Source organism: Marinobacter sp. VGCF2001 (genome assembly GCF_049943275.1).
Taxonomy (GTDB): Bacteria; Pseudomonadota; Gammaproteobacteria; order Pseudomonadales; family Oleiphilaceae; genus Marinobacter.
This window is the reverse complement of record NZ_JBNFVX010000021.1, coordinates 18698-40058: the sequence shown is the minus strand read 5'-3', so window position 1 is coordinate 40058 and position 21361 is coordinate 18698. Positions and strand designations below refer to the sequence as shown.

Sequence of the window (21361 nt, the reverse complement as noted above, 5' to 3'; positions counted from 1 at the left end):
AGTCATGCCACCAAGTACTGAATGAGAAGGGGAGAGCATTGAATGAGTGATCCGACGTACACGCCGCCCAAAGTCTGGAAGTGGGACCCCGGCAATGGTGGGCAATTCGCTAACATCAACCGCCCGATTGCCGGACCTACCCACGACAAAGAGCTGCCGGTGGGTGAGCACCCCTTCCAGCTGTATTCCCTGGCAACACCGAACGGCGTAAAGGCCACGGTCATGCTCGAGGAATTGTTGGAATTGGGCATCAAGGAAGCCGAATACGATGCCTGGCTGGTTCGCATTACCGAGGGCGACCAGTTCAGCAGCGGTTTCGTTAATGTGAACCCGAATTCCAAGATTCCCGCCATGCTCGACCGCAGCGTAGATCCGGCTATCCGGGTGTTTGAATCGGGCTCGATCCTGTTTTATCTGGCCGAGAAGTTTGATGCTTTCTTGCCCAAAGACCCGGCAAAGCGCACCGAGGCCATGAACTGGCTGTTCTGGCAGATGGGCAGCGCGCCGTTCCTGGGTGGCGGCTTTGGCCATTTCTATGCCTATGCACCGGAGAAATACGAGTACCCGATTAACCGTTACACCATGGAAGTGAAGCGCCAATTGGATGTACTGGACCGCCAGTTGGCGGAAAACCAATACATTGCCGGTGACGAATATTCCATTGCCGATATGGCGATCTGGCCCTGGTATGGCGCGCTGGTGAAAAACATGGTGTACGAGGCGGCCGAATTCCTGGAGGCCCACACCTACACCAACGTGGTGCGGTGGACCAATGAATTGGCACAGCGCCCGGCGGTCAAACGTGGGCGGATGGTGAACAAGGCCTGGGGAGATCTGGCGTCTCAGCTGCACGAGCGGCACGATGCCAGTGACTTTGAACGGAAAACCCAGGATAAGCTGGAAGGAAAATCCTGAGCCGGTGGTAAGCAAAAGCCCGCCCGGGAACTAGCCCCGGGCGGGCTTTTTTATTTCGGCCGGCGATCGCCTTCCATGATTTTGGCCACGAACACGGATTTACCGTAAGTCTCGAAAGACCACTTCATGGTGTCTGAGAGCACCTTCATCACCTCGTCATACTCTCCAAAAATCTCGGTGCTCATGCGCCCGGAATGCACCTCCAACCCGGTTTGCTCCAGGCGGGCGATCAGATCCCATATGGGCTGTTTGTAATCATCCTTCAGCGGATAATTGCTCAGTTGCACGGAAAGATACATACGTTGTCTCCTGTTATAGCCGGCCAGGGCTCGTTCGGCCCGCAACGGTTGGATCAGAACCCCAGCGCGGACGAGGTGCTGCGGCGTGGATCTGCACCCCCGTAGAGCGTGCCGTCGTCATCAATCAGAATGCTCTGGATGGCGCCCATCGCTGAACCGGTGTTAATGGCATGACCCCGGGCTCGCAGCAGGTCGAGGGTGTCGGCGCTGATGCCCTGTTCTACCCGGATCTCGTCTGGCAACCACTGATGATGGATGCGCGGTGCACTCACGGCGGTCTGGATATTCATATTATGGTCGATCACGTTCATCACAACTTGCAAGGTGGTGGTGATGATCCGGGAGCCGCCAGGGCTGCCGGTGACCAGGAAATTACGGCCATCCTTGCGGACGATGGTTGGCGACATGGAGCTGAGCATACGCTTGCCGGGTTCCACCTTGTTGGCTTCTCCGCCGATCAGGCCGTAGGCGTTGGGTACGCCGGGTTTGGCGCTGAAGTCGTCCATTTCGTTGTTCAGCAGGAAGCCGGCACCCGCGACCGTAATGCCGGAACCGTAACTGAAATTGATGGTATAGGTATTGGATACCGCATTGCCCCAGCGGTCCACCACCGAGAAATGCGTGGTTTCCGGGCTTTCCCAGGGGGTGGGATTGCCGGAGCCGATATCGCTGGCAGGCCGTGCTTGCTCGGGGCTAATGGATTTGCGCAGCTGGCTGGCGTAACCCTTGCTGGTGAGCCCGGTTAGCGGCACCTGCACAAAATCGGTGTCTCCCAGGTATTCCGAGCGGTCCGCGTAGGCCAGCTTCATGGCTTCCGCCATGTGGTGGATGGTGTTGGCCGAGTTGTGGCCCCACTCGCCGATGGGGTAGGGCTCCAGAATATTCAGAATCTGGATAATGTGGGTGCCGCCGGAGGAGGGCGGCGACATCGAAAAGATGTCATAGCCCCGGTAGGTTCCGTGCACGGGCTGGCGAATGGCAGGCTGATAATTGCGCAGGTCGTCGAGGGTGATCAGCCCGTCACCGCGCTGCATTTCGGCCACAATGAGCTCCGCGGTTTCGCCTTCATAGAATCCGGCGATACCCTGGTCTGCAATGCGTTGGAGCGTGTCGGCCAGCTGTGGCTGGCGGAATACTTCGCCGGGCCGGGGCGCTGAGCCGTCTGGCTTATAAAAGGTGGCGCGCGTTGCCGGCCAGCGTTCAAGGCGACTCCGCGCCTGTTCCAGGCCTTCAGTGAAACGGCGGGGCACGAGGAAGCCGTCACGGGCCAGGCGAATGGCGGGTGCCAGGGCTTCTTTCAGACTCAGGGTTCCGTGCCGCTCCAGCGCCAGCGCCAGCCCGGCTACGGTGCCAGGCACGCCGGCGGCCTTGTGGCTGAATCGGCTGCGCTCTTTCACCACATTGCCTTTATCGTCCTGGAACATTGTTTCAGTGGCCGCCGCTGGCGCTGTCTCCCGGTAGTCGATGGCTTCCGGCGCTGCGCCATTGCCGGGGGAATACACCAGAAAACCACCACCGCCGATGTTACCGGAGCGCGGCTGGGTAACCGCCAGGGCGAAACCGGCAGTAACGGCGGCATCAATGGCGTTTCCGCCATTTTTTAATACCGCCAGGGCTACCTCGCTGGCCAGGGTGTGGCTGGTGGCGACCATGCCCTGACTGCCCTGCACCGGATGAAAGCGTTCACCCTCCAGAATCGCCTGCTCATCGGCAAACGCCAGGTTGGTTAGCAGTAAAATAAGCAGGGTGGCTGTCGCGCCCCAGAGTCGCCTGAGTGTGATTTTCGGTTCGAGCCTGTAGATCACTCTGTCCATGGTCGGATTCCTCGTTTCTGGCTGTCAGATAGGCTATCATAGCCGGTCATTTTTACCGGTGCGTACTCAAGGCCGCCGCCGATTCTCCGGTTTGTGGTTTCCTGTCGCACCTGCTTTCCCGGATTCAAGTTAAGGAAAGGCTTCATGGAGCATACCTATCGTCTTGTTATTTCCTGTCCGGACCGGACCGGAATTGTTGCCAAGGTGAGTAATTTTCTGTCCACCTACAATGGCTGGATTACCGAGGCGAGTCATCACTCCGACACCCAGGCTGGCTGGTTTTTCATGCGGCATGAGATCAAGGCCGAGTCCATGCCGTTCGGGCTGGACCAGTTCCGCGCCGCCTTCGAGCCCATTGCCCGCGAATTCAACATGAACTGGCACATCGCCGATTCCGCTCAGCCCAAGCGCGTTATCCTGATGTGCAGCAAAGAATCACACTGCCTGGCGGATCTGTTGCACCGCTGGCACAGCAAAGAGCTGAATTGTGAAATCGTGGCCGTTATCTCCAATCATGACGACCTTCGCCGCATGGTGGAGTGGCACGAGATTCCCTATCACCATGTGCCCGTCAGCAAAGAGAACAAGGCGGAGGCGTTTGCCCACATCGATGACCTGTTCCAGCAATACGAAGTCGATGTGGTGGTGCTGGCCCGCTATATGCAGATACTTCCTGCCGAACTGTGCGAGAAGCATTCCGGCAAGGTGATCAATATTCATCACAGCTTCCTGCCGTCTTTCGCCGGTGCCCGCCCGTACCATCAGGCTTACAGTCGTGGTGTGAAGCTGATTGGTGCCACCTGCCATTACGTCACCCGGGATCTGGACGAAGGGCCGATCATTGAGCAGGACGTGATCCGGATCAGCCACAGCGATTCTATCGAAGATATGGTTCGCCTGGGCAAGGATGTGGAGAAGAACGTTCTGGCCCGGGGGCTGCGGTCCCATATTGAAGACCGCGTGATTACCTACGAAAACAAGACCGTGGTGTTTGATTGAGGCGTTACCACAGTTGCCCCCGGCGGGGGCGGTCTGTGGTATGCTTGGCGGCTTGTTGAAGAATAAAGACGGGGCCCGGAAACGGCCCCGGTACGACTTCCAGATAACGCAAAGGAACCTTTCTCGATGGGTGAGTTAGCCAAAGAGATCCTGCCGGTCAATATTGAAGACGAGTTGAAACAGTCCTACCTGGATTACGCCATGAGCGTGATCGTTGGCCGGGCATTGCCGGATGTTCGTGACGGCCTCAAGCCGGTGCACCGTCGGGTACTGTTCGCCATGTCCGAGTTGGGTAACGACTGGAACAAGGCTTACAAGAAATCCGCCCGTGTGGTGGGTGACGTTATTGGTAAGTATCACCCCCACGGTGACTCTGCGGTATACGACACCATTGTTCGGATGGCCCAGCCGTTCTCCTTGCGTTATCCGCTGGTCGATGGCCAGGGTAACTTTGGTTCCATCGACGGCGACAACGCCGCGGCCATGCGTTACACCGAAATCCGCATGGAGAAGATCGCGCACTCGCTGTTGGCGGATCTGGACAAGGAAACCGTTGACTACGTTGATAACTACGACGGTACCGAGCGCATTCCGGAGGTGCTTCCCACCCGGGTTCCCAACCTGCTGGTAAACGGGTCTTCCGGTATTGCCGTGGGTATGGCCACCAACATTCCGCCCCACAACCTGACGGAAGTGGTCAGTGGCTGTCTGGCACTGATTGATAACCCAGATCTGACCGTTGACGAGTTGATGGAATACATTCCGGGCCCGGATTTCCCGACCCAGGGCATCATTAACGGCCGTGCAGGTATTGTCGAAGCGTATCGCACAGGCCGCGGCCGGATTTACATCCGTGCCCGTCACGAGATTGAACAGGACAAGAAGACCGGCCGCGAGTCGATTATCATCACCGAGCTGCCTTATCAGCTGAACAAGGCCCGCCTGATCGAGAAGATCGCGGAGCTGGTGAAAGAGAAGCGCCTGGAAGGTATTACCGAGCTGCGGGATGAATCCAACAAGGAAGGCATCCGCGTTGTGATCGAGCTGCGCCGGGGAGAGAACCCGGATGTCATCGTGAACAACCTCTTTGCCCAGACCCAGCTGGAAACCGTGTTCGGCATTAACACGGTGGCGTTGATTAACGGCGAGCCGAAGACGCTGAATCTCAAAGAGCTGCTTGACGCGTTCGTACGCCATCGCCGCGAAGTGGTCACGCGCCGGACCATTTACGAGCTGCGCAAGGCGCGCGAGCGGGGCCACATTCTGGAAGGCCTGACGGTTGCTCTGGCCAATATTGACGAAATCATCGAGCTGATCAAACAGTCGCCCTCTGCCGCAGAAGCGAAAGAGAAGCTGATGGATAAGGGCTGGGCACCGGGTGACGTCATGGCCATGCTGGAGCGTGCCGGTGAAGATGCCTGCCGCCCGGACGATCTGCCAGAGATCTACGGCCTGCGTAACGGCCTGTATCATCTGTCACCGGAGCAGGCCCAGGCCATTCTGGATCTCCGTCTGCACCGTTTGACCGGCCTGGAAACTGAAAAGCTCCAGAACGAGTACAAGGAAATTCTCGCGAAGATTGCCGACCTGCTGGATATTCTGGGCTCTCCCGAGCGCTTGATGCAGGTGATTCGTGAAGAGCTGGAAGAGATTGTCAGCCAGTACGGCGATGAGCGTCGTACCGAGATCACCAGCTCTCGCCGCGATCTGACCATTGCCGACCTGATTGATGAAGAAGACCTGGTGGTGACTATTTCCCACAGTGGCTACGCCAAGACCCAGGCGGTTGAAGACTACCAGGCCCAGCGCCGTGGTGGTCGGGGTAAGGCGGCAACGTCGATGAAGGATGAAGACTTTATCGAGAAGTTGCTGGTGGCCAACTCCCACGACACCATTCTGTGCTTCTCCAACCGGGGCAAAGTGTACTGGTTGCGGGTATTTGAGATTCCCCGTGGTAGCCGCGGTTCCCGTGGCCGCCCCATGGTTAATATTCTGCCGCTGGACGAAGGTGAGCGTATTACCACCTTCCTGCCGGTGCGGGATTATCCGGAAGACCAGTTTGTGCTGATGGCCACCTCGGCCGGTGTGGTCAAGAAGACTCCGCTGCCGAACTTCTCGCGCCCGCGCAGCAGTGGCCTGATTGCGCTGAACCTGGATGAGGGAGATACCCTGATTGGCGCTGCCATTACCGACGGTTCGGCCGAGGTCATGCTGTTCTCCACGGCCGGTAAAGCTGTGCGTTTCCAGGAAGAACAGGTGCGCCCGATGAGCCGGACGGCCCGTGGTGTGCGCGGCATTAAAATGCCTGAAGGCCACCATGTGGTCTCTCTGATTATTCCCCAGGATGGCGGCGTGATCCTCACCGCCAGTGAGCACGGCTACGGCAAGCGCACGGCCATTGATGAGTTCCCGGCCTACAGCCGCGGTAGCCAGGGCGTTATCGCGATGCAGTGTTCCGAGCGTAACGGCAACCTGGTAACGGCGCTGCAGCTGTTCGAAGGCGATGAAATGATGCTGATCTCGGACAAGGGCACCCTGGTGCGTACCCGTACGGATGAGGTGTCTGTGCTGAGCCGGAATACCCAGGGTGTGCGCCTTATTCGCCTGGCTCAGGAAGATGAGCGCCTGGTAGGTGTGGAGCGGATCGCAGAATCCGATGATGAAGACGATGCGGAAGTCGAGGAAACCGAAGAATGAGCAGGGCGTTCAATTTCTGTGCTGGTCCGGCCACCCTGCCGGAAGCCGTTCTGAAGCAGGCCCAGAGCGAGATGCTCGACTGGAATGGCACCGGTATGTCGGTGATGGAGATGAGTCATCGCAGTGATGAATTTGTGTCTATTGCCGAGACGGCGGAAAACGATCTTCGCGAGCTGGCCGGTATTTCCGATGATTACGCGGTGCTCTTTATGCAGGGTGGTGCTTCAAGCCAGTTCGCCACCATTCCGCTGAACCTGCTTGCGGACAAAGCCTCGGCAGATTATGTAAACACCGGGATCTGGTCGAAAAAGGCCATTGCCGAAGCCAAACGGTATGGCAGCGTGAACGTGGTGGCCAGTTCCGAGAGCGACGGTTTCACCACCATTCCGGACCCGGCCACGTGGAACACCAATGCCGGGGCTGCTTATCTGCACTACACCCCGAATGAAACCATTGGCGGCCTGGAGTATGACTTTATCCCGGACAGTGGCAGCGTTCCGCTGGTTGCGGATATGTCTTCCACCATGTTGTCGCGGCCCGTGGATGTCAGCAAATTCGGCCTGATCTATGCCGGGGCCCAGAAAAACATCGGCCCCTCGGGGCTGGTGGTCGTGATCATCCGCAAGGATCTTCTGGGTAAGGCCCGGAAAGAGACGCCGACCATGATGAACTATCAGGTCATCGCTGAGAACGGTTCTATGTACAACACGCCCGCTACCTACTCCTGGTATCTGGCCGGGCTGGTGTTCAAGTGGCTGAAAGAGCAGGGCGGCGTTGCTGCCATGGGTGAGACCAATGCCCGTAAAGCCAGGAAGCTGTATGACTTTATTGACGGCAATGATTTCTACGCCAACCCGATCGATCCGCGCTTCCGTTCCTGGATGAACGTACCGTTCACGCTGGCAGACGACGCTCTGAACAGCGAGTTTCTGAAGGGGGCAGATGCCCGAGGGCTGCTAAACCTGAAGGGACATCGCTCTGTGGGCGGTATGCGGGCGAGTATTTACAACGCCATGCCGGAAGCCGGGGTAGATGCCCTGATTGACTATATGGCCGGGTTTGCAAAGGAGCGGGGCTGATCATGACGGATGAGAAGGCCCGCCTGGGCGAATTGCGGGAGGAGATCGACTCCCTGGACCAGCAGATCATGCAGCTGATCAGTGCCCGGGCGAAATGCGCCCAGGAAGTGGCTCATGTGAAAATGGCGGCCAACCCTGGTGAGGACGTGTTTTTCTACCGCCCTGAGCGTGAGGCTCAGGTGTTGCGCCGGATCAAGGAGAGCAACCCCGGCCCGTTGCCGGCTGAGGAAATGGCGCGGTTGTTCCGGGAGATTATGTCGGCCTGCCTGGCGCTGGAAAAGCCGATGCACATCGCATTCCTGGGGCCTGTGGGTACCTTTACCCAGGCGGCGGCACTGAAGCATTTCGGGCACTCGGTGGTCAGTGTGCCGATGCCCGCCATTGATGCAGTTTTCCGTGAAGTGGAGTCCGGGGCCGCTCACTACGGGGTAGTGCCGGTAGAAAACTCCACCGAGGGCATGATCAACCATACCCTCGATATGTTTATGTCTTCGCCGTTGAAAATCTGCGGCGAGGTGCAGCTTCGCATTCACCATCATTTGCTGGTGTTGCCGAAGCACAAAAGTGACGAAATTACCCGCATCTATTCCCACCAGCAGTCTTTTGCCCAGTGCCGCCAGTGGCTGGATACCCACCGTTATGGCATTGAGCGGATTACCGTCTCCAGCAACGCCGAGGCGGCTCGCCGGGCGGCTGAAGAGCCGGGTGCTGCCGCCATAGCCGGTGATATGGCGGCGGAGCTCTACGGCCTGGAAAAGCTGGCCAACAGCATTGAAGACCGGCCGGACAACACCACGCGCTTCCTGATCATTGGCCGTGAAGAAGTGTCGGCCAGCGGGCACGACAAGTCGTCGATTCTGGTGTCCATGCGCAATAAGCCGGGCGCGTTGTACCAGCTGCTGGAACCATTCCATCGCCACGGTCTCAGCCTGACCCGCATCGAAACGCGCCCCTCTCCGAGCGGCACCTGGGCCTACGTTTTCTACATTGATTTCGAAGGTCACATGGAGGATGCCGGGGTAAGCCGGGTACTTTCCGAGATTGATGACGAGGCGGTCGAGCTCAAGCGGTTAGGGTCGTACCCCATCGGCGTGCTTTGATTTCGATATTCTGAGGAGAGTGCAATGGCAGTGGATTACCAGAGTCTTGCGGTTAAAGGTGTTCAGGCTCTGTCTCCGTACCAGCCTGGCAAGCCCATTGAGGAGCTGGCCCGGGAACTGGGCCTGGAGCCCTCGGACATCATCAAGCTGGCGAGCAATGAAAACCCGCTTGGCCCCAGTGACAAGGCGCTGGCCGCTGCCCGCAACGCCCTTGAAGAGATGTGTCTCTACCCGGACGGTAACGGGTTTGATCTGAAGCAGGCGCTGGCGCGCCGTTTTGGCGTCCAGATGAATCAGATCACGCTTGGCAATGGTTCTAACGACGTGCTTGAAGTCATTACCCGTTGTTTCGCGGATGCCGATAGCAGCGTGGTTTTCTCCCAGTATGCCTTTGCGGTTTATCCTCTGGTAACACAGGCCATCGGCGCCAACGGGGTCTCGGTTCCGGCGCAAGACTGGGGGCACGATCTGGATGCCATGGCCGCCGCGGTTACCGAACACACCAGGCTGGTATTTGTGGCCAACCCGAATAACCCGACCGGCACCGTCCATGGTGCGGCTGCAATCGAGGCGTTTCTGGATCGCATTCCTGAACGGGTTATCGTGGTGCTGGATGAAGCCTATTGCGAATACCTGGTAGGCGATGAGTATCCGGATGGCATCAAGCTGCTGCACAAATATCCGAACCTGATTGTCTGCCGTACTTTTTCCAAAGCCTGGGGGCTGGCGGCGCTGCGGGTTGGCTACAGCATAAGCTCACCGGCTATCGCCGATATTCTTAACCGGGTTCGTCAGCCTTTCAACGTGGATACCGTGGCGCTGGCGGCCGCGACCGCCGTGCTTGAGGACGACGCCTACCTGCAGAAATCCCGGGAGATCAACGCGGCCGGGCTGCGCCAATTGGAAGCCGGCTTTGAGCGGATGGGGCTGCCTTACATTCCTTCCGCCGGCAACTTTATTGCGGTTGATGTGGGGGCGTCCGCGGCCGACATCTATCAGACGTTACTGGCCCACGGCGTGATTGTTCGCCCGGTTGCCGGATACGGTATGCCCCGCCATCTGCGGGTCTCTGTGGGTTTGCCTGAGGAAAACGAACGCTTCCTCGCCGCACTGGATGAGGTGTTGGTGGCTGGCGGTCGGGAGGCATGAGGTGATGTCTTCGCAGCCTTTTTTCCGTCGGGTTGCTGTCATTGGCCTCGGGCTGATTGGTGGTTCCCTGGCGAGTGCGGTGCGCAAGCACGGGCTCGCGGACGAGGTAGTCGGTTTTGACACCCGGCCGGACGAACTGGCGCTGGCGGCAGAGCTGGGCATTATTGATGAGGCGGCCGAGACCATTGAGGCTGCAGTCAGGGCCAGCGATCTGGTGGTCCTCGCGGTGCCGGTTCGGGCCACCCGTTCTGTGCTCGGGGAGATACGGGCAGCCTTGAAAGACGGAGCGATTGTCACGGATGTGGGCAGTACCAAGTCCAGTTTTGTGGCTGATGTCGAGGCGGTATTCGGAGAGTTGCCAGCCTGGGTTATTCCCGGGCACCCGATTGCCGGTTCGGAGAAAAGCGGCATACGGGCGGCGCGTTGCGACCTGTTTGCCAACCACAAAGTGATACTGACTCCGGCTGATAATGCCGATCCCTCTGGCCTGGGGCGATTGCAGGCCTTGTGGGAAGGAACCGGAGCAACGGTGCTGACCATGTCGGTTGGGTACCATGACGAAGTACTGGCAGCGACCAGCCACTTGCCGCACCTGATCGCCTTTTCGCTGGTGGACACTCTGGCCGGTGAAGATGAAAACATGGATATCTTCCGTTATGCCGCGGGCGGCTTCCGGGATTTTACAAGGATTGCCGCCAGCGACCCGGTTATGTGGCACGATATTTTTCTGTCAAACCGGGATGCGGTACTCAGGGTAATCGATCATTTTTCAGAAGATCTGGATCAGCTCCGTTCGGCGATCGCCGGGGGTGATGGCGGCACGCTGCTTCGGGTTTTCAGTCGTGCCAAGGCGGCGCGGGAACACTTTTCAAAAATGCTTTCAGGACAGGCGTACGTGACTAATAACAGCGATAAGCAGGTGACTTTCCAAATGCAGCCCGGCGGAACCGTGAAAGGCGATATCCGCGTTCCGGGTGATAAATCCATGTCTCACCGCTCCATCATGCTTGGAGCACTGGCGGAAGGCACCACAGAAGTTAAGGGATTTCTCGAGGGCGAAGACAGCCTGGCTACCCTTCAGGCGTTCCGGGATATGGGGGTTGCCATTGAGGGCCCCGACGAAGGCTTTGTGCGTATTCATGGGGTGGGTGTAAAGGGGTTGCAGGCGCCTCGTGGGCCGCTCTATCTGGGTAATTCCGGAACTGCCATGCGCCTCTTCGCCGGCCTGTTGGCTGCACAGCCATTCGATTCCGAGCTGACCGGCGACGCCAGCTTGTCCAAACGCCCCATGAGGCGTGTGGCCGAACCGCTGCGCGCTATGGGGGCCGTGATCGATACCGGGGAGGGGGGGCGGCCACCCCTGAAGATTCGCGGCGGGCAGGCGTTGTCTGGCATTCATTATGAAATGCCCGTTGCCAGCGCCCAGGTAAAATCCTGCCTGTTGCTGGCAGGTCTCTATGCAGAGGGTGTTACCTCGGTAACCGAGCCGGCGCCTACCCGCGATCATACCGAGCGGATGCTTGAGGGCTTCGGGTACCACGTTCACCGGGATGGTGCGACGGCCAGTGTCACTGGCGGAGGCAATCTGACGGCGTGTGAGATCGATGTGCCAGCGGACATCTCCTCGGCGGCGTTCTACCTGGTGGCTGCCAGCATTGCCGAAGATTCTGACCTGACGCTTCGCCACGTGGGGATGAACCCGACCCGGGTCGGCGTGATCAATGTGTTGACGCAGATGGGTGCCGATATCGAGATCATGAACGACAGGGTGATTGGCGGTGAACCGGTCGCAGACCTGCGGGTTCGCTCGGCTCAGTTGCATGGCATCGATATACCGGAAGAGCAGGTGCCCCTGGCTATTGATGAGTTTCCGGCATTGTTTATTGCTGCCGTCTGCGCAACCGGTCGCACCGTGCTGCGGGGTGCAGAGGAGTTGCGGGTCAAGGAAAGTGACCGGATACAGGTAATGGCAGACGGCCTTGCCGCCCTTGGCGTTGAGACAACAGTGACACCCGATGGAATTATTATCGAGGGCGGCCAGGAGATCGGTGGCGGGACGGTAGAGAGCCACGGCGACCACCGTATATCCATGTCGTTCGCCATTGCCTCTTTGCGGGCGTCAGGGCCGATTCAGATCAACGATTGTGCCAATGTGGCCACCTCGTTTCCGGGGTTTGTGGACCTGGCACTGCAGACAGGCATTCGCATTCATGCAGAAGGTGGTCATTGATGAGTGAAAACGTGGCGCCAGTCATTACGGTCGATGGCCCGGGCGGTTCCGGCAAGGGTACGGTAACGCAGATGCTGGCCCGAAAACTGGGCTGGCATCTGCTCGACAGTGGCGCGCTGTATCGTTTGACGGCACTGGCAGCCATCCGGCAACAGGTGGCGTTGGACGACGAGCCAGCGCTTGTTCGAGTGGCGGCCGGTCTGGATGTCACGTTTCAGCCGACCCCGCCCGGCGATCCGGCCCGCGTATTACTGGCAGGCGAGGACGTTACGTCGGAAATCCGTACAGAGACCTGTGGTGATAACGCATCGAAAGTAGCGGTCATGCAGCCGGTGCGCGATGCTCTGCTACAGCGCCAGCGGGATTTCCGGGTATCGCCGGGGTTGGTAGCCGACGGAAGGGATATGGGCACGGTTGTGTTTCCCGATGCGCCGGTCAAGATCTTTCTCACGGCCAGTGCCGAAGAGCGGGCCCGCCGACGCTACAATCAGTTGATGGAAGCAGGTGTCGATGTTAACATTGACGCCCTTTTAGAGGAGATTCGGGTTCGCGACGAGCGGGATATTAACCGTGCCGCAGCCCCCCTCAAACCTGCGGATGATGCGCAAGTCATTGATTCTACGGGTTTGAGTATCGAAGAGGTGTTGGACAGGTGTATGGCCGCAGCAGGTCAGGCCTGACTACACCTTTTTGTCGTTGAAATGCCGGAACAGCGTACTCTGCCAGCCGCTGGCTGATTCCGGACATCGTTAACAGACCGTGTTGCTGGTGACACGGAGCACACTTGCGTTGATCATATAGGGCACATAATGAGCGAGAGCTTTGCGGATCTTTTTGAAGAAAGTCTAAAAGAAATTGACATGCAACCGGGTTCCATCGTCCAGGGAACCGTAGTTGACGTCGACAACGACTGGGTCACCGTTAACGCCGGACTGAAGTCCGAAGGCGTTATCCCCGCCTCCCAGTTCCTGAACGAAAAAGGTGAGTTGGAAGTAGCTGTCGGCGATGTTGTCGATGTGGCTCTCGATGCAGTTGAAGACGGTTTCGGTGAAACCCGTCTGTCCCGTGAAAAGGCCAAGCGTGCCGAAGCGTGGAAGGTTCTCGAGAAGTCCTTCGAAGCTGAAGAAGTGGTCAAGGGTATTATCAATGGCAAGGTCAAAGGTGGTTTCACTGTTGATCTGGCCGGCATTCGTGCCTTCCTGCCGGGTTCACTGGTAGACGTTCGTCCGGTTCGCGACACCGCGCACCTGGAGAACAAAGAGCTGGAATTCAAGGTTATCAAGCTGGACCAGAAGCGTAACAACGTGGTTGTTTCCCGTCGCGCCGTTCTGGAAGCTGAAAACAGCGAGCAGCGTGAAGCTCTGCTGGAAACCCTGACTGAAGGTCTGGAAATCAAGGGTATCGTCAAGAACCTGACCGACTACGGCGCGTTCGTAGATCTGGGTGGTGTTGACGGCCTGCTGCACATCACTGATATGGCCTGGAAGCGCATCAAGCATCCGAGCGAAATCGTGAATGTGGGCGACGAGATCAACGTTAAGGTGCTGAAGTTCGACCGCGAGCGCAACCGCGTATCGCTGGGTCTGAAGCAGCTGGGCGAAGATCCCTGGGTCGACATTAAAGGTCGTTACCCGGAAGGCTCCCGGGTTACTGCCCGCGTTACCAACCTGACAGACTACGGCTGCTTTGCCGAGCTGGAAGAGGGTGTTGAAGGTCTGGTTCACGTATCCGAAATGGATTGGACCAACAAGAACATCCATCCGTCCAAGGTTGTTCAGGTAGGTGACGAAGTTGAAGTCATGATTCTGGATATCGACGAAGAGCGTCGTCGTATCTCCCTGGGTATCAAGCAGTGTGTTGCTAACCCGTGGGAAGAGTTCTCCGGCAACTTCAACAAAGGCGACCGTATCTCCGGCAAGATCAAGTCCATCACTGACTTCGGTATCTTTATCGGCCTGGACGGTGGCATCGATGGCCTGGTTCACCTGTCTGACATCAGCTGGAACGAGACTGGCGAAGAAGCCGTTCGCGAGTACAAGAAGGGCGACGAAGTTGAAACCGTTATCCTGTCTGTTGATCCGGAGCGTGAGCGTATCTCCCTGGGCATCAAACAGCTGGAAAGCGATCCGTTTGCTGAGTTCGTTCAGCTGAACGACAAGGGTTCCATCGTTAAGGGCACCGTATCTGCGGTTGACGCCAAAGGCGCCACCATCGCCCTGAACGAAGAAGTTGAAGCGGTACTCAAGGCTTCTGAAATCAGCCGTGATCGTGTTGAAGATGCACGCAACGCGCTGAAAGAAGGTGAAGAAGTCGAAGCGAAGATCATCAGCATCGATCGCAAGAACCGCGTTATCAACCTGTCTATCAAGTCCAAAGACGTTGAGGACGATAAGCAGGCCCTGGAAAACGTACGTACCAAGACTGCAGAATCCTCAGGCGCCACCACCATTGGTGACCTGATCAAGGAGCAGATGCAGCAGCAGAACGCCAACAAGGATTAATTTTCCGGTTGGTGTCAAAAAAACGGGCTCTAAGAGCCCGTTTTTTTTGTGTTTTTTTCTGGTTTGGCTAAACTAGAGGCATTGGAACCCGGTATTTTGCTGCGGAATAATAATGACAGAGGGAAAGCCTCATGACGAAGTCCGAACTGGTTGAACTGATTGCCTCAAAGCAGACTCAGCTCTCCGTAAAGGATGTTGAGCTCGCGGTAAAAAGCATCATCGAGCATATGTCTCAGTCGCTTGCTGATGGTCAGCGTATTGAGATTCGTGGATTTGGAAGTTTTTCCCTGCATCACCGGTCTGCCCGTACCGGTCGCAATCCGAAAACCGGCGATGCGGTTCAGTTACCTGCTAAATTTGTCCCGCATTTCAAGCCCGGTAAGGAATTGCGGGAGCAGGTCAACGACAGCATGAAGAAGGGTTTCTGAAGGCACCAACGTAACCCGAAGCGAACCCCTCATACCAGGAATAGAACCCGTTTGGAGCGCTTATACATGGCAGGACTTCGAAAGATCCTAATAACAGTGTTGGTTCTGGTTCTGATTCTCCTGGCGCTGGTGTTTTCTCTGAATAATCAGATGGCGGTATCGCTTAACTTTTTGCTGTTTGAAACCCAGCCCCATGGGGTTGCCGTCTGGATTATCATGGCTTTTGTGATCGGGGCGCTCGTCGGTGTCCTGATGACGACCTTGGCCACTGTCCGCACGTCTGTCTCACGCCGTCATCTGCAGAAGCGTCTTGAGCGCACAGAGCAGGCGCTCGAAAAATCCAGGGCCCAAAACGACCGGACGATTTGATGGACATGCTGTTTCAGTGGCTGCTACTGACAGCAGCTGTTGCCGCTGGGTGGGTGATAGGTCGCTACAGTAGCTCCTCGGGTCGGGCTTCCCGGGCTGTTACGGACGAGGATTCAGTTCGCGAGCGCTTACAGTTTCTTTTCACAAATTATTCTGATCAGGCGGTTGAGAACTTTGTTCAATCCCTCTCTGTCAACAAAGATACGGTGAGCCTGCACCTCTCCATTGGCAGTCACTTCCGCAATAAAGGTGAAACGGAGCGGGCCATTCTGATTCATCAGAATCTTCTGGCCAGGCCTGAGCTTCCCGCCCGCTACTCTCCCCAGGTCACGCTTGAGTTGGCTATGGATTACCTGAATGCTGGCCTGCTGGATCGGGCGGAAGCGTTGTTTCATCAGTTGATGGGCGACCGGGATTACGGGCGCCGGTCGGCCCTTGCCCTGATTGAGTTGTACCAGCAGGAGCGTGAATGGGAAAAGGCCGCGCAGGTGGCTCAAACGCTGACTCGCAATGATGCAGACCCTGCTACTTTCAAGGCGCTTGCGTACATTACCTGTGAGCTCTCTAACGATGCCTTAACCCGGAAAGACGACCGTTGGACAGCTCAGAAACTGGCGAAAGAGGCGCTCGATTATGACCGGTCCTGCGTGCGGGCAACCTTATTGTTAATGAAGCTTCAGGTTCGCCAGGGTAATTTTCGTGAGGCTGGCAACCTGTCGCTGAAGGTTTTCGACCAGAACCCGGAGTTCGGCCCGGAAGCCGTGGATCGGTTAATGAAGCTGGAGCGTGAGCATGGCGATGTGTCCCGGCTCCACAAAAAACTCCGAAAACTTTATGAACAGTACCCCAGCACCAGTTTGCTGTTGGCATTGGTGGAGTCCGTCGAGCGTTCTTCCGGGCGGCCTGCGGCTATTGATTTGTTGCGGACGGAACTCGAGACCCGGCCATCGGTAAGAGCCTTGCTTCGGCTGGTGGAAATGGCTGGTTACGAGAAGGGCATGAACACCGACGAGGGGCGGCTTGTCAGTCGCATCGGGCATTTGATCCTGGCCAATCGCCCCGTATACCGCTGCGTGAGCTGCGGTTTTTCCGGGCAACAGTTACACTGGCTTTGCCCCAGCTGTAAGCAGTGGGAAACCGTACGTCCGATTCAGGGCGTGGAAGCGGAATAACCCTGCTGTGTTTCACTAGAATACTCTTATCCAGGAATCAGAACGTGCAAAATCCGAACGACCCGAAAATCATCGTGGCCCTCGACTTTCCCTCACAGGCTCCCGCATTGGCTCTGGCGGATCAGCTGGACCCGGCGAAATGTCGTTTGAAAGTGGGCAAGGAGTTGTTCACGCGTTCTGGCCCCGAGTTAGTGAAGGCGCTGCAGTCGCGTGGCTTCGAGATTTTCCTGGATCTGAAATTTCACGACATCCCCAACACCACCTCCGCGGCCGTGGCGGCGGCGGCAGAGCTGGGGGTGTGGATGGTGAATGTTCATGCCTCCGGCGGAGAGAGGATGATGGTGGCCTGTCGTGAGCGGCTGGAGGCCTATGGTGCCGACCGTCCGCTGCTGATTGCGGTGACGGTACTGACCAGTATGTCCGCCGAAGATCTCGCCGGCATTGGCATTACCGGGTCCGCAGAAGCTCATGTGTCCCGTCTGGCGACCCTGACCAAAAACAGCGGCCTGGATGGCGTGGTCTGTTCCGCCCAGGAAGCGCCGCGCTTGAAAGCCGAGCAGGGCGGCGACTTTCAGTTAATTACCCCGGGTATCCGGCCACTGACCGCCGATAAAGGCGACCAGCAACGCATCATGACCCCAACCGATGCCCTTAAGGCTGGATCCGACTACCTGGTGATTGGTCGCCCGATTACCCAGGCTCCAGATCCACTGGCTGCATTGGAAGCTATCTATACCGAAGTGGTTTCTATCTGACTATCACTCCGTGACTTTGTCGGCGGGGCGGGAAGGCCTTTCCAAAAATTTCGAAGGCCATGGATGGCCGGAGAGAAGCGCACATGGATGTGCTCGTAGCGGTTTTTGGAAAGGCCTTCCCGTTCCGCCGCAGCGCCACATTTAGCAGGCTGGTTTTGTTTCGTTATGGCACAAAAAAGCCCGCTAATTCAGAGAAGAAGCGGGCTTTCAAAATAATGGCTCCCCGAGCTGGGCTCGAACCAGCGACAAACGGATTAACAGTCCGTTGCTCTACCAACTGAGCTATCGGGGAACGTCGTCGTGTGACGAGGCGCGTATATTAAGTGGGTCCTACCGCCTCGTCAACCCCTCAGCCTGAAAATTTTAGCCGAGCGCCTTTTGCAACCGCTCAACGGCCTTCTCAAGGTTATCCATGCTGGTGGCAAAGCTCAGGCGCATATGCCCCGGGCAGCCAAACGCCGAGCCCGGAACCAGGGCAACGCCGGCTTCGGTTAGCAGCTTCTCGGCAAACTCCACGTCGGTGCTCACGCCGTCAGTGGCGTCAATGGCGCCCTGAAAGCTCGGGAACACGTAGAAGGTGCCGTCACCGTTCAGGCAATCCACGCCGGGGAGCTTGTTCAGTGCGGCAACCAGCCAATCATGGCGCTCTTTGAAGGCCTTGACCATCTCGCCCACGCACGCCTGATCTCCGTCCAGCGCTGCGGTTGCCGCGGCCTGGGAAATAGAGCAGGGGTTAGACGTGCTCTGGGACTGGATTTTCTTCATGGCGCCAATGATTTTCGCCGGGCCTGCGGCATAACCAATGCGCCAGCCGGTCATGGAGTAGGCTTTGGACACGCCGTTCAATACGAAGGTACGCTCATACAGTTCCGGGCAGGCATTGACGATGTTGCAGAACGGCTTGCCGGTCCACAGGATCGGCTCGTACATATCGTCGGTCGCAACCATGATGTTCGGGTGTTTTTTCAACACCTCGCCAATCGCCTGCAGCTCTTCCATGGAATAGGCCATGCCGCTGGGGTTGGACGGGCTGTTAATCACGAACAGACGCGTGCGCTCTGTAATGGCGTTTTCCAGCTGTTCCGGTGTGATCTTGAAGCGGGTTTCGGCCGTGGTTTCTATGATCACCGGCTTGCCTTCGGCTACCAGTACCATATCCGGGTATGAGACCCAGTAAGGTGCCGGAATGATGGCTTCGTCGCCTTCATTCAGGGTTGCCAGTGCCAGGTTGAAAAAGCTCTGTTTGCCACCACTGCTTACCAGTATCTGGTTGGCTTCGTATTCCAGATCGTTGTCCCGTTTGAACTTCGTAATAATCGCTTTCTTCAGGGCAGGCGTACCATCTACGGCGGTATACTTGGTCTGGCCGTTGTTGATGGCGTCGATTGCCGCCTGTTTGATGTGGTCGGGCGTGTCGAAGTCAGGCTCGCCAGCACCCAGGCCGATAATGTCCTGGCCGGCAGCGCGGAGTTCTGCGGCTTTATTGGTGACTGCGAGGGTGGGGGACGGCTTGATAGCCTGTACTCGGCTGGAAAGTTGAAGGTCCAAACTTGAGCTCCTTAAAGCTGCGTCTTATTAGGCTGCGATCGGCCGGGCAAAAAAGGAACCAAGATTGCTGGCTGATTTTTGACCCAGCCGTCGATCGCACAGATGGTATCATGAAGCTGCCAGAACGCTAAATTTCTTGAGGATTCGACGTAAATAATCCGTCGTTCCCGGATTCCGGAGGTTAGATTGCCCGCTATGGCCAACAAAGCAACCAGTGCCCGACAAGGACTGTTCCAGGTTGAATCATCCTACAGTCCCGCCGGTGATCAGCCGAAGGCAATTGCCGGTCTGGTGGATGGTATTGAATCCGGGTTGGCGCACCAGACGCTGCTGGGGGTAACCGGTTCCGGGAAAACGTTCACCGTAGCTAATGTGATCCAGCAGGTTCAGCGCCCGACCATCATCATGGCCCACAACAAGACGCTGGCAGCCCAGCTTTATGGGGAGTTCAAGGAGTTCTTTCCTGATAACGCCGTAGAGTATTTTGTCTCTTATTACGACTACTACCAGCCTGAAGCCTACGTGCCGTCGTCCGACACGTTTATCGAGAAAGATGCGTCGATTAACGAGCACATTGAGCAGATGCGGCTGTCGGCGACCAAAGCACTGCTGGAGCGCCCGGATGCGATCATCGTGGCGACCGTCTCTTCCATTTACGGCCTCGGCGATCCACAGTCCTACCTGAAAATGATGCTGCATCTCGACAGGGGGGACCAGATAGACCAGCGCTATATTCTTAAACGGTTGGCAGAGCTGCAGTACACCCGTAACGATATTGAATTCCATCGGGCCAATTATCGTGTCCGGGGCGATGTCATTGATGTGTTCCCGGCAGAATCGGAAAAAGAGGCTATCCGGATAGAACTGTTTGATGACGAGGTGGAAAACCTGAGTTATTTCGACCCGCTGACCGGTGAGGTTCTGCGGCGGGTGCCCCGGGTTACGATTTACCCGAAATCGCACTATGTTACGCCCCGGCAAACGGTGCTGGATGCCGTCGAACACATCAAGGTGGAGCTGGATGGGCGCCTGCAGCAGTTGCGTGACAATAACCGGCTGGTGGAAGCTCAGCGATTGGAGGAGCGTACCCGGTACGACATCGAAATGATGCTGGAACTGGGTTACTGCAATGGCATCGAGAACTACTCCCGCTATCTGTCCGGGCGCGCGCCAGGCGAGCCACCGCCCACGCTGTTTGACTATCTGCCACCCGATGCCTTGCTGGTGGTGGATGAAAGCCACGTGACCATTCCCCAGATTGGCGCCATGTACAAGGGCGACCGGTCCCGGAAAGAAACGCTGGTGGAGTACGGGTTTCGACTGCCGTCGGCCCTGGATAACCGGCCCATGCGGTTTGAGGAGTGGGAGCGTATTGCGCCTCAGATGATTTTTGTTTCCGCCACCCCGGGAGTATACGAGGCCGAGCACGCTGGCCAGGTGGTCGAGCAGGTTGTGCGGCCAACCGGCTTGCTGGACCCGGAAATCGAAGTTCGGCCTGCCTCCACGCAGGTGGACGACCTGTTGTCTGAAATCCACAAACGACTTGCCGTGCAGGAGCGGGTATTGGTGACCACGCTCACCAAGCGCATGGCAGAAGATTTGACCGACTTCCTGATGGAGCACGACATTCGCGTGCGTTACCTGCATTCGGATATCGATACGGTAGAGCGAGTGGAGATCATCCGGGATTTGCGCCGGGGGGAATTCGATGTGCTGGTGGGCATCAACCTGCTGCGGGAAGGCCTGGATATGCCGGAGGTTTCCCTGGTGAGTATTCTGGATGCGGACAAGGAAGGCTTCCTGCGGTCAGAGCGTTCCCTGATTCAGACCATCGGGCGGGCGGCCCGGAACGTGAACGGCAAGGCGATTCTGTATGGCGACCGAATTACCGGCTCGATGCAGAGGGCCATTGATGAAACCGAACGCCGCAGAGCCAAACAGGCCGCCCACAACGAAGAGCATGGCATTACGCCGACAGGTCTTAACAAGAAAATTGCCGACATCATGGAAGGTGCTGGGGGCGGTGGCCGTGGCCGGCGCAAGACTGAGCGGCCAGGGCAGAAAGCCGCTGAAGAGGCTGAAGATTACCGGGTGAAGGTGGGCAAGCGTTCGCCGGAGCAGGTTCTGAAGGATGTGGCGAAGCTGGAAGACGAGATGTACAAAGCCGCCACGGATCTGGATTTCGAGACCGCGGCTCGTCTGCGCGACCAGATTTCAGAACTGAAGGAAGCCGCCCTGCGTACCGGTTGATCAGCTGCGTTTCGGGCCGATAATCACCGCTGCCTGCAGTGGCTGGTTGCGGCCTT

Annotated in this window: 17 protein-coding genes and 1 tRNA gene; 14 read left to right on the top strand and 4 right to left on the bottom strand. The window is 57.5% G+C overall.

Features of this window, described 5'->3' with window-relative positions; genetic code table 11:
- The first annotated feature begins 42 nt into the window (after positions 1-42).
- Positions 43-915 (top strand): glutathione-dependent disulfide-bond oxidoreductase, encoded by an 873-nt coding sequence (gene yghU / locus ACP2AU_RS15610; RefSeq protein WP_426377142.1) that lies wholly within the window; start codon positions 43-45, stop codon positions 913-915.
- Between the two features lie 50 nt (positions 916-965).
- On the opposite strand, the gene ACP2AU_RS15605 is transcribed toward yghU, so the two are convergent.
- Positions 966-1214 carry a YkoF family thiamine/hydroxymethylpyrimidine-binding protein gene (locus ACP2AU_RS15605; protein WP_426377141.1) on the bottom strand — a complete coding sequence of 83 codons (249 nt, stop codon included), beginning with the start codon at positions 1212-1214 and terminating at the stop codon, positions 966-968.
- A gap of 53 nt (positions 1215-1267) precedes the next feature.
- Positions 1268-3028: a gamma-glutamyltransferase gene (gene ggt, locus ACP2AU_RS15600; protein WP_426377140.1), complete on the bottom strand. Its 1761-nt coding sequence runs from the start codon at positions 3026-3028 to the stop codon at positions 1268-1270.
- Between the two features lie 144 nt (positions 3029-3172).
- On the opposite strand from ggt, the gene purU reads away from it, so the two are divergent.
- From purU to pyrF, 12 genes are all read left to right on the top strand, one after another.
- The gene (purU, locus tag ACP2AU_RS15595; protein WP_426377139.1) at positions 3173-4027 is read left to right on the top strand and encodes a formyltetrahydrofolate deformylase; all 855 of its coding nucleotides are present in this window, start codon (positions 3173-3175) and stop codon (positions 4025-4027) included.
- Positions 4028-4153: 126 nt separating this feature from the next.
- Positions 4154-6724, top strand: a complete 2571-nt coding sequence (gene gyrA, locus ACP2AU_RS15590; RefSeq protein WP_426377138.1) for a DNA gyrase subunit A — start codon at positions 4154-4156, stop codon at positions 6722-6724.
- Positions 6721-7803: a 3-phosphoserine/phosphohydroxythreonine transaminase gene (serC, locus tag ACP2AU_RS15585; RefSeq protein ID WP_426377137.1), complete on the top strand. Its 1083-nt coding sequence runs from the start codon at positions 6721-6723 to the stop codon at positions 7801-7803. The genes gyrA and serC overlap by 4 nt, the downstream gene beginning before the upstream one ends.
- A gap of 2 nt (positions 7804-7805) precedes the next feature.
- Complete coding sequence (gene pheA / locus ACP2AU_RS15580) at positions 7806-8903, top strand: prephenate dehydratase (protein WP_426377136.1); 1098 nt, start codon at positions 7806-7808, stop codon at positions 8901-8903.
- Positions 8904-8927: 24 nt separating this feature from the next.
- Positions 8928-10052 (top strand): histidinol-phosphate transaminase, encoded by a 1125-nt coding sequence (gene hisC / locus ACP2AU_RS15575; RefSeq protein ID WP_426377135.1) that lies wholly within the window; start codon positions 8928-8930, stop codon positions 10050-10052.
- Between the two features lie 4 nt (positions 10053-10056).
- The gene (locus ACP2AU_RS15570; RefSeq protein WP_426377134.1) at positions 10057-12282 is read left to right on the top strand and encodes a bifunctional prephenate dehydrogenase/3-phosphoshikimate 1-carboxyvinyltransferase; all 2226 of its coding nucleotides are present in this window, start codon (positions 10057-10059) and stop codon (positions 12280-12282) included.
- On the top strand, positions 12282-12962 hold the full coding sequence (cmk, locus tag ACP2AU_RS15565) for a (d)CMP kinase (RefSeq protein WP_426377133.1): 681 nt from the start codon (positions 12282-12284) through the stop codon (positions 12960-12962). The genes ACP2AU_RS15570 and cmk overlap by 1 nt, the downstream gene beginning before the upstream one ends.
- Positions 12963-13091: 129 nt before the next feature.
- Entirely contained in the window at positions 13092-14783 is a 1692-nt protein-coding gene (rpsA, locus tag ACP2AU_RS15560; protein ID WP_426377132.1) for a 30S ribosomal protein S1, read from the top strand.
- Between the two features lie 131 nt (positions 14784-14914).
- Positions 14915-15211, top strand: coding sequence for an integration host factor subunit beta (locus ACP2AU_RS15555; protein WP_426377131.1), 297 nt, complete (start codon positions 14915-14917; stop codon positions 15209-15211).
- 66 nt (positions 15212-15277) lie between these two features.
- Positions 15278-15580, top strand: coding sequence for a LapA family protein (locus ACP2AU_RS15550; protein ID WP_426377130.1), 303 nt, complete (start codon positions 15278-15280; stop codon positions 15578-15580).
- The gene (lapB, locus tag ACP2AU_RS15545) at positions 15580-16752 is read left to right on the top strand and encodes a lipopolysaccharide assembly protein LapB (protein ID WP_426377129.1); all 1173 of its coding nucleotides are present in this window, start codon (positions 15580-15582) and stop codon (positions 16750-16752) included. The genes ACP2AU_RS15550 and lapB overlap by 1 nt, the downstream gene beginning before the upstream one ends.
- A 44-nt stretch (positions 16753-16796) precedes the next feature.
- Positions 16797-17507: an orotidine-5'-phosphate decarboxylase gene (gene pyrF, locus ACP2AU_RS15540; protein ID WP_426377128.1), complete on the top strand. Its 711-nt coding sequence runs from the start codon at positions 16797-16799 to the stop codon at positions 17505-17507.
- 216 nt (positions 17508-17723) lie between these two features.
- On the opposite strand, the gene ACP2AU_RS15535 is transcribed toward pyrF, so the two are convergent.
- A tRNA-Asn gene (locus tag ACP2AU_RS15535) sits at positions 17724-17799 on the bottom strand.
- Between the two features lie 71 nt (positions 17800-17870).
- On the bottom strand, positions 17871-19055 hold the full coding sequence (locus tag ACP2AU_RS15530; RefSeq protein WP_426377127.1) for a pyridoxal phosphate-dependent aminotransferase: 1185 nt from the start codon (positions 19053-19055) through the stop codon (positions 17871-17873).
- A gap of 195 nt (positions 19056-19250) precedes the next feature.
- On the opposite strand from ACP2AU_RS15530, the gene uvrB reads away from it, so the two are divergent.
- Complete coding sequence (gene uvrB / locus ACP2AU_RS15525) at positions 19251-21305, top strand: excinuclease ABC subunit UvrB (protein WP_426377126.1); 2055 nt, start codon at positions 19251-19253, stop codon at positions 21303-21305.
- The last annotated feature ends 56 nt before the right edge of the window (positions 21306-21361 follow it).

What these genes read in the sequence shown, in the direction of transcription:
- ACP2AU_RS15550 (WP_426377130.1), top strand. Translation starts at nt 15,278, where the DNA reads ATGGCAGGACTTCGAAAGATCCTAATAACAGTGTTGGTTCTGGTTCTG.
- rpsA (WP_426377132.1), top strand. Translation starts at nt 13,092, where the DNA reads ATGAGCGAGAGCTTTGCGGATCTTTTTGAAGAAAGTCTAAAAGAAATT.
- yghU (WP_426377142.1), top strand. Translation starts at nt 43, where the DNA reads ATGAGTGATCCGACGTACACGCCGCCCAAAGTCTGGAAGTGGGACCCC.
- ACP2AU_RS15555 (WP_426377131.1), top strand. Translation starts at nt 14,915, where the DNA reads ATGACGAAGTCCGAACTGGTTGAACTGATTGCCTCAAAGCAGACTCAG.
- hisC (WP_426377135.1), top strand. Translation starts at nt 8,928, where the DNA reads ATGGCAGTGGATTACCAGAGTCTTGCGGTTAAAGGTGTTCAGGCTCTG.
- cmk (WP_426377133.1), top strand. Translation starts at nt 12,282, where the DNA reads ATGAGTGAAAACGTGGCGCCAGTCATTACGGTCGATGGCCCGGGCGGT.
- uvrB (WP_426377126.1), top strand. Translation starts at nt 19,251, where the DNA reads ATGGCCAACAAAGCAACCAGTGCCCGACAAGGACTGTTCCAGGTTGAA.
- ggt (WP_426377140.1), bottom strand. Translation starts at nt 3,028, where the DNA reads ATGGACAGAGTGATCTACAGGCTCGAACCGAAAATCACACTCAGGCGA.
- lapB (WP_426377129.1), top strand. Translation starts at nt 15,580, where the DNA reads ATGGACATGCTGTTTCAGTGGCTGCTACTGACAGCAGCTGTTGCCGCT.
- ACP2AU_RS15605 (WP_426377141.1), bottom strand. Translation starts at nt 1,214, where the DNA reads ATGTATCTTTCCGTGCAACTGAGCAATTATCCGCTGAAGGATGATTAC.
- gyrA (WP_426377138.1), top strand. Translation starts at nt 4,154, where the DNA reads ATGGGTGAGTTAGCCAAAGAGATCCTGCCGGTCAATATTGAAGACGAG.
- purU (WP_426377139.1), top strand. Translation starts at nt 3,173, where the DNA reads ATGGAGCATACCTATCGTCTTGTTATTTCCTGTCCGGACCGGACCGGA.
- serC (WP_426377137.1), top strand. Translation starts at nt 6,721, where the DNA reads ATGAGCAGGGCGTTCAATTTCTGTGCTGGTCCGGCCACCCTGCCGGAA.
- pheA (WP_426377136.1), top strand. Translation starts at nt 7,806, where the DNA reads ATGACGGATGAGAAGGCCCGCCTGGGCGAATTGCGGGAGGAGATCGAC.
- ACP2AU_RS15570 (WP_426377134.1), top strand. Translation starts at nt 10,057, where the DNA reads ATGTCTTCGCAGCCTTTTTTCCGTCGGGTTGCTGTCATTGGCCTCGGG.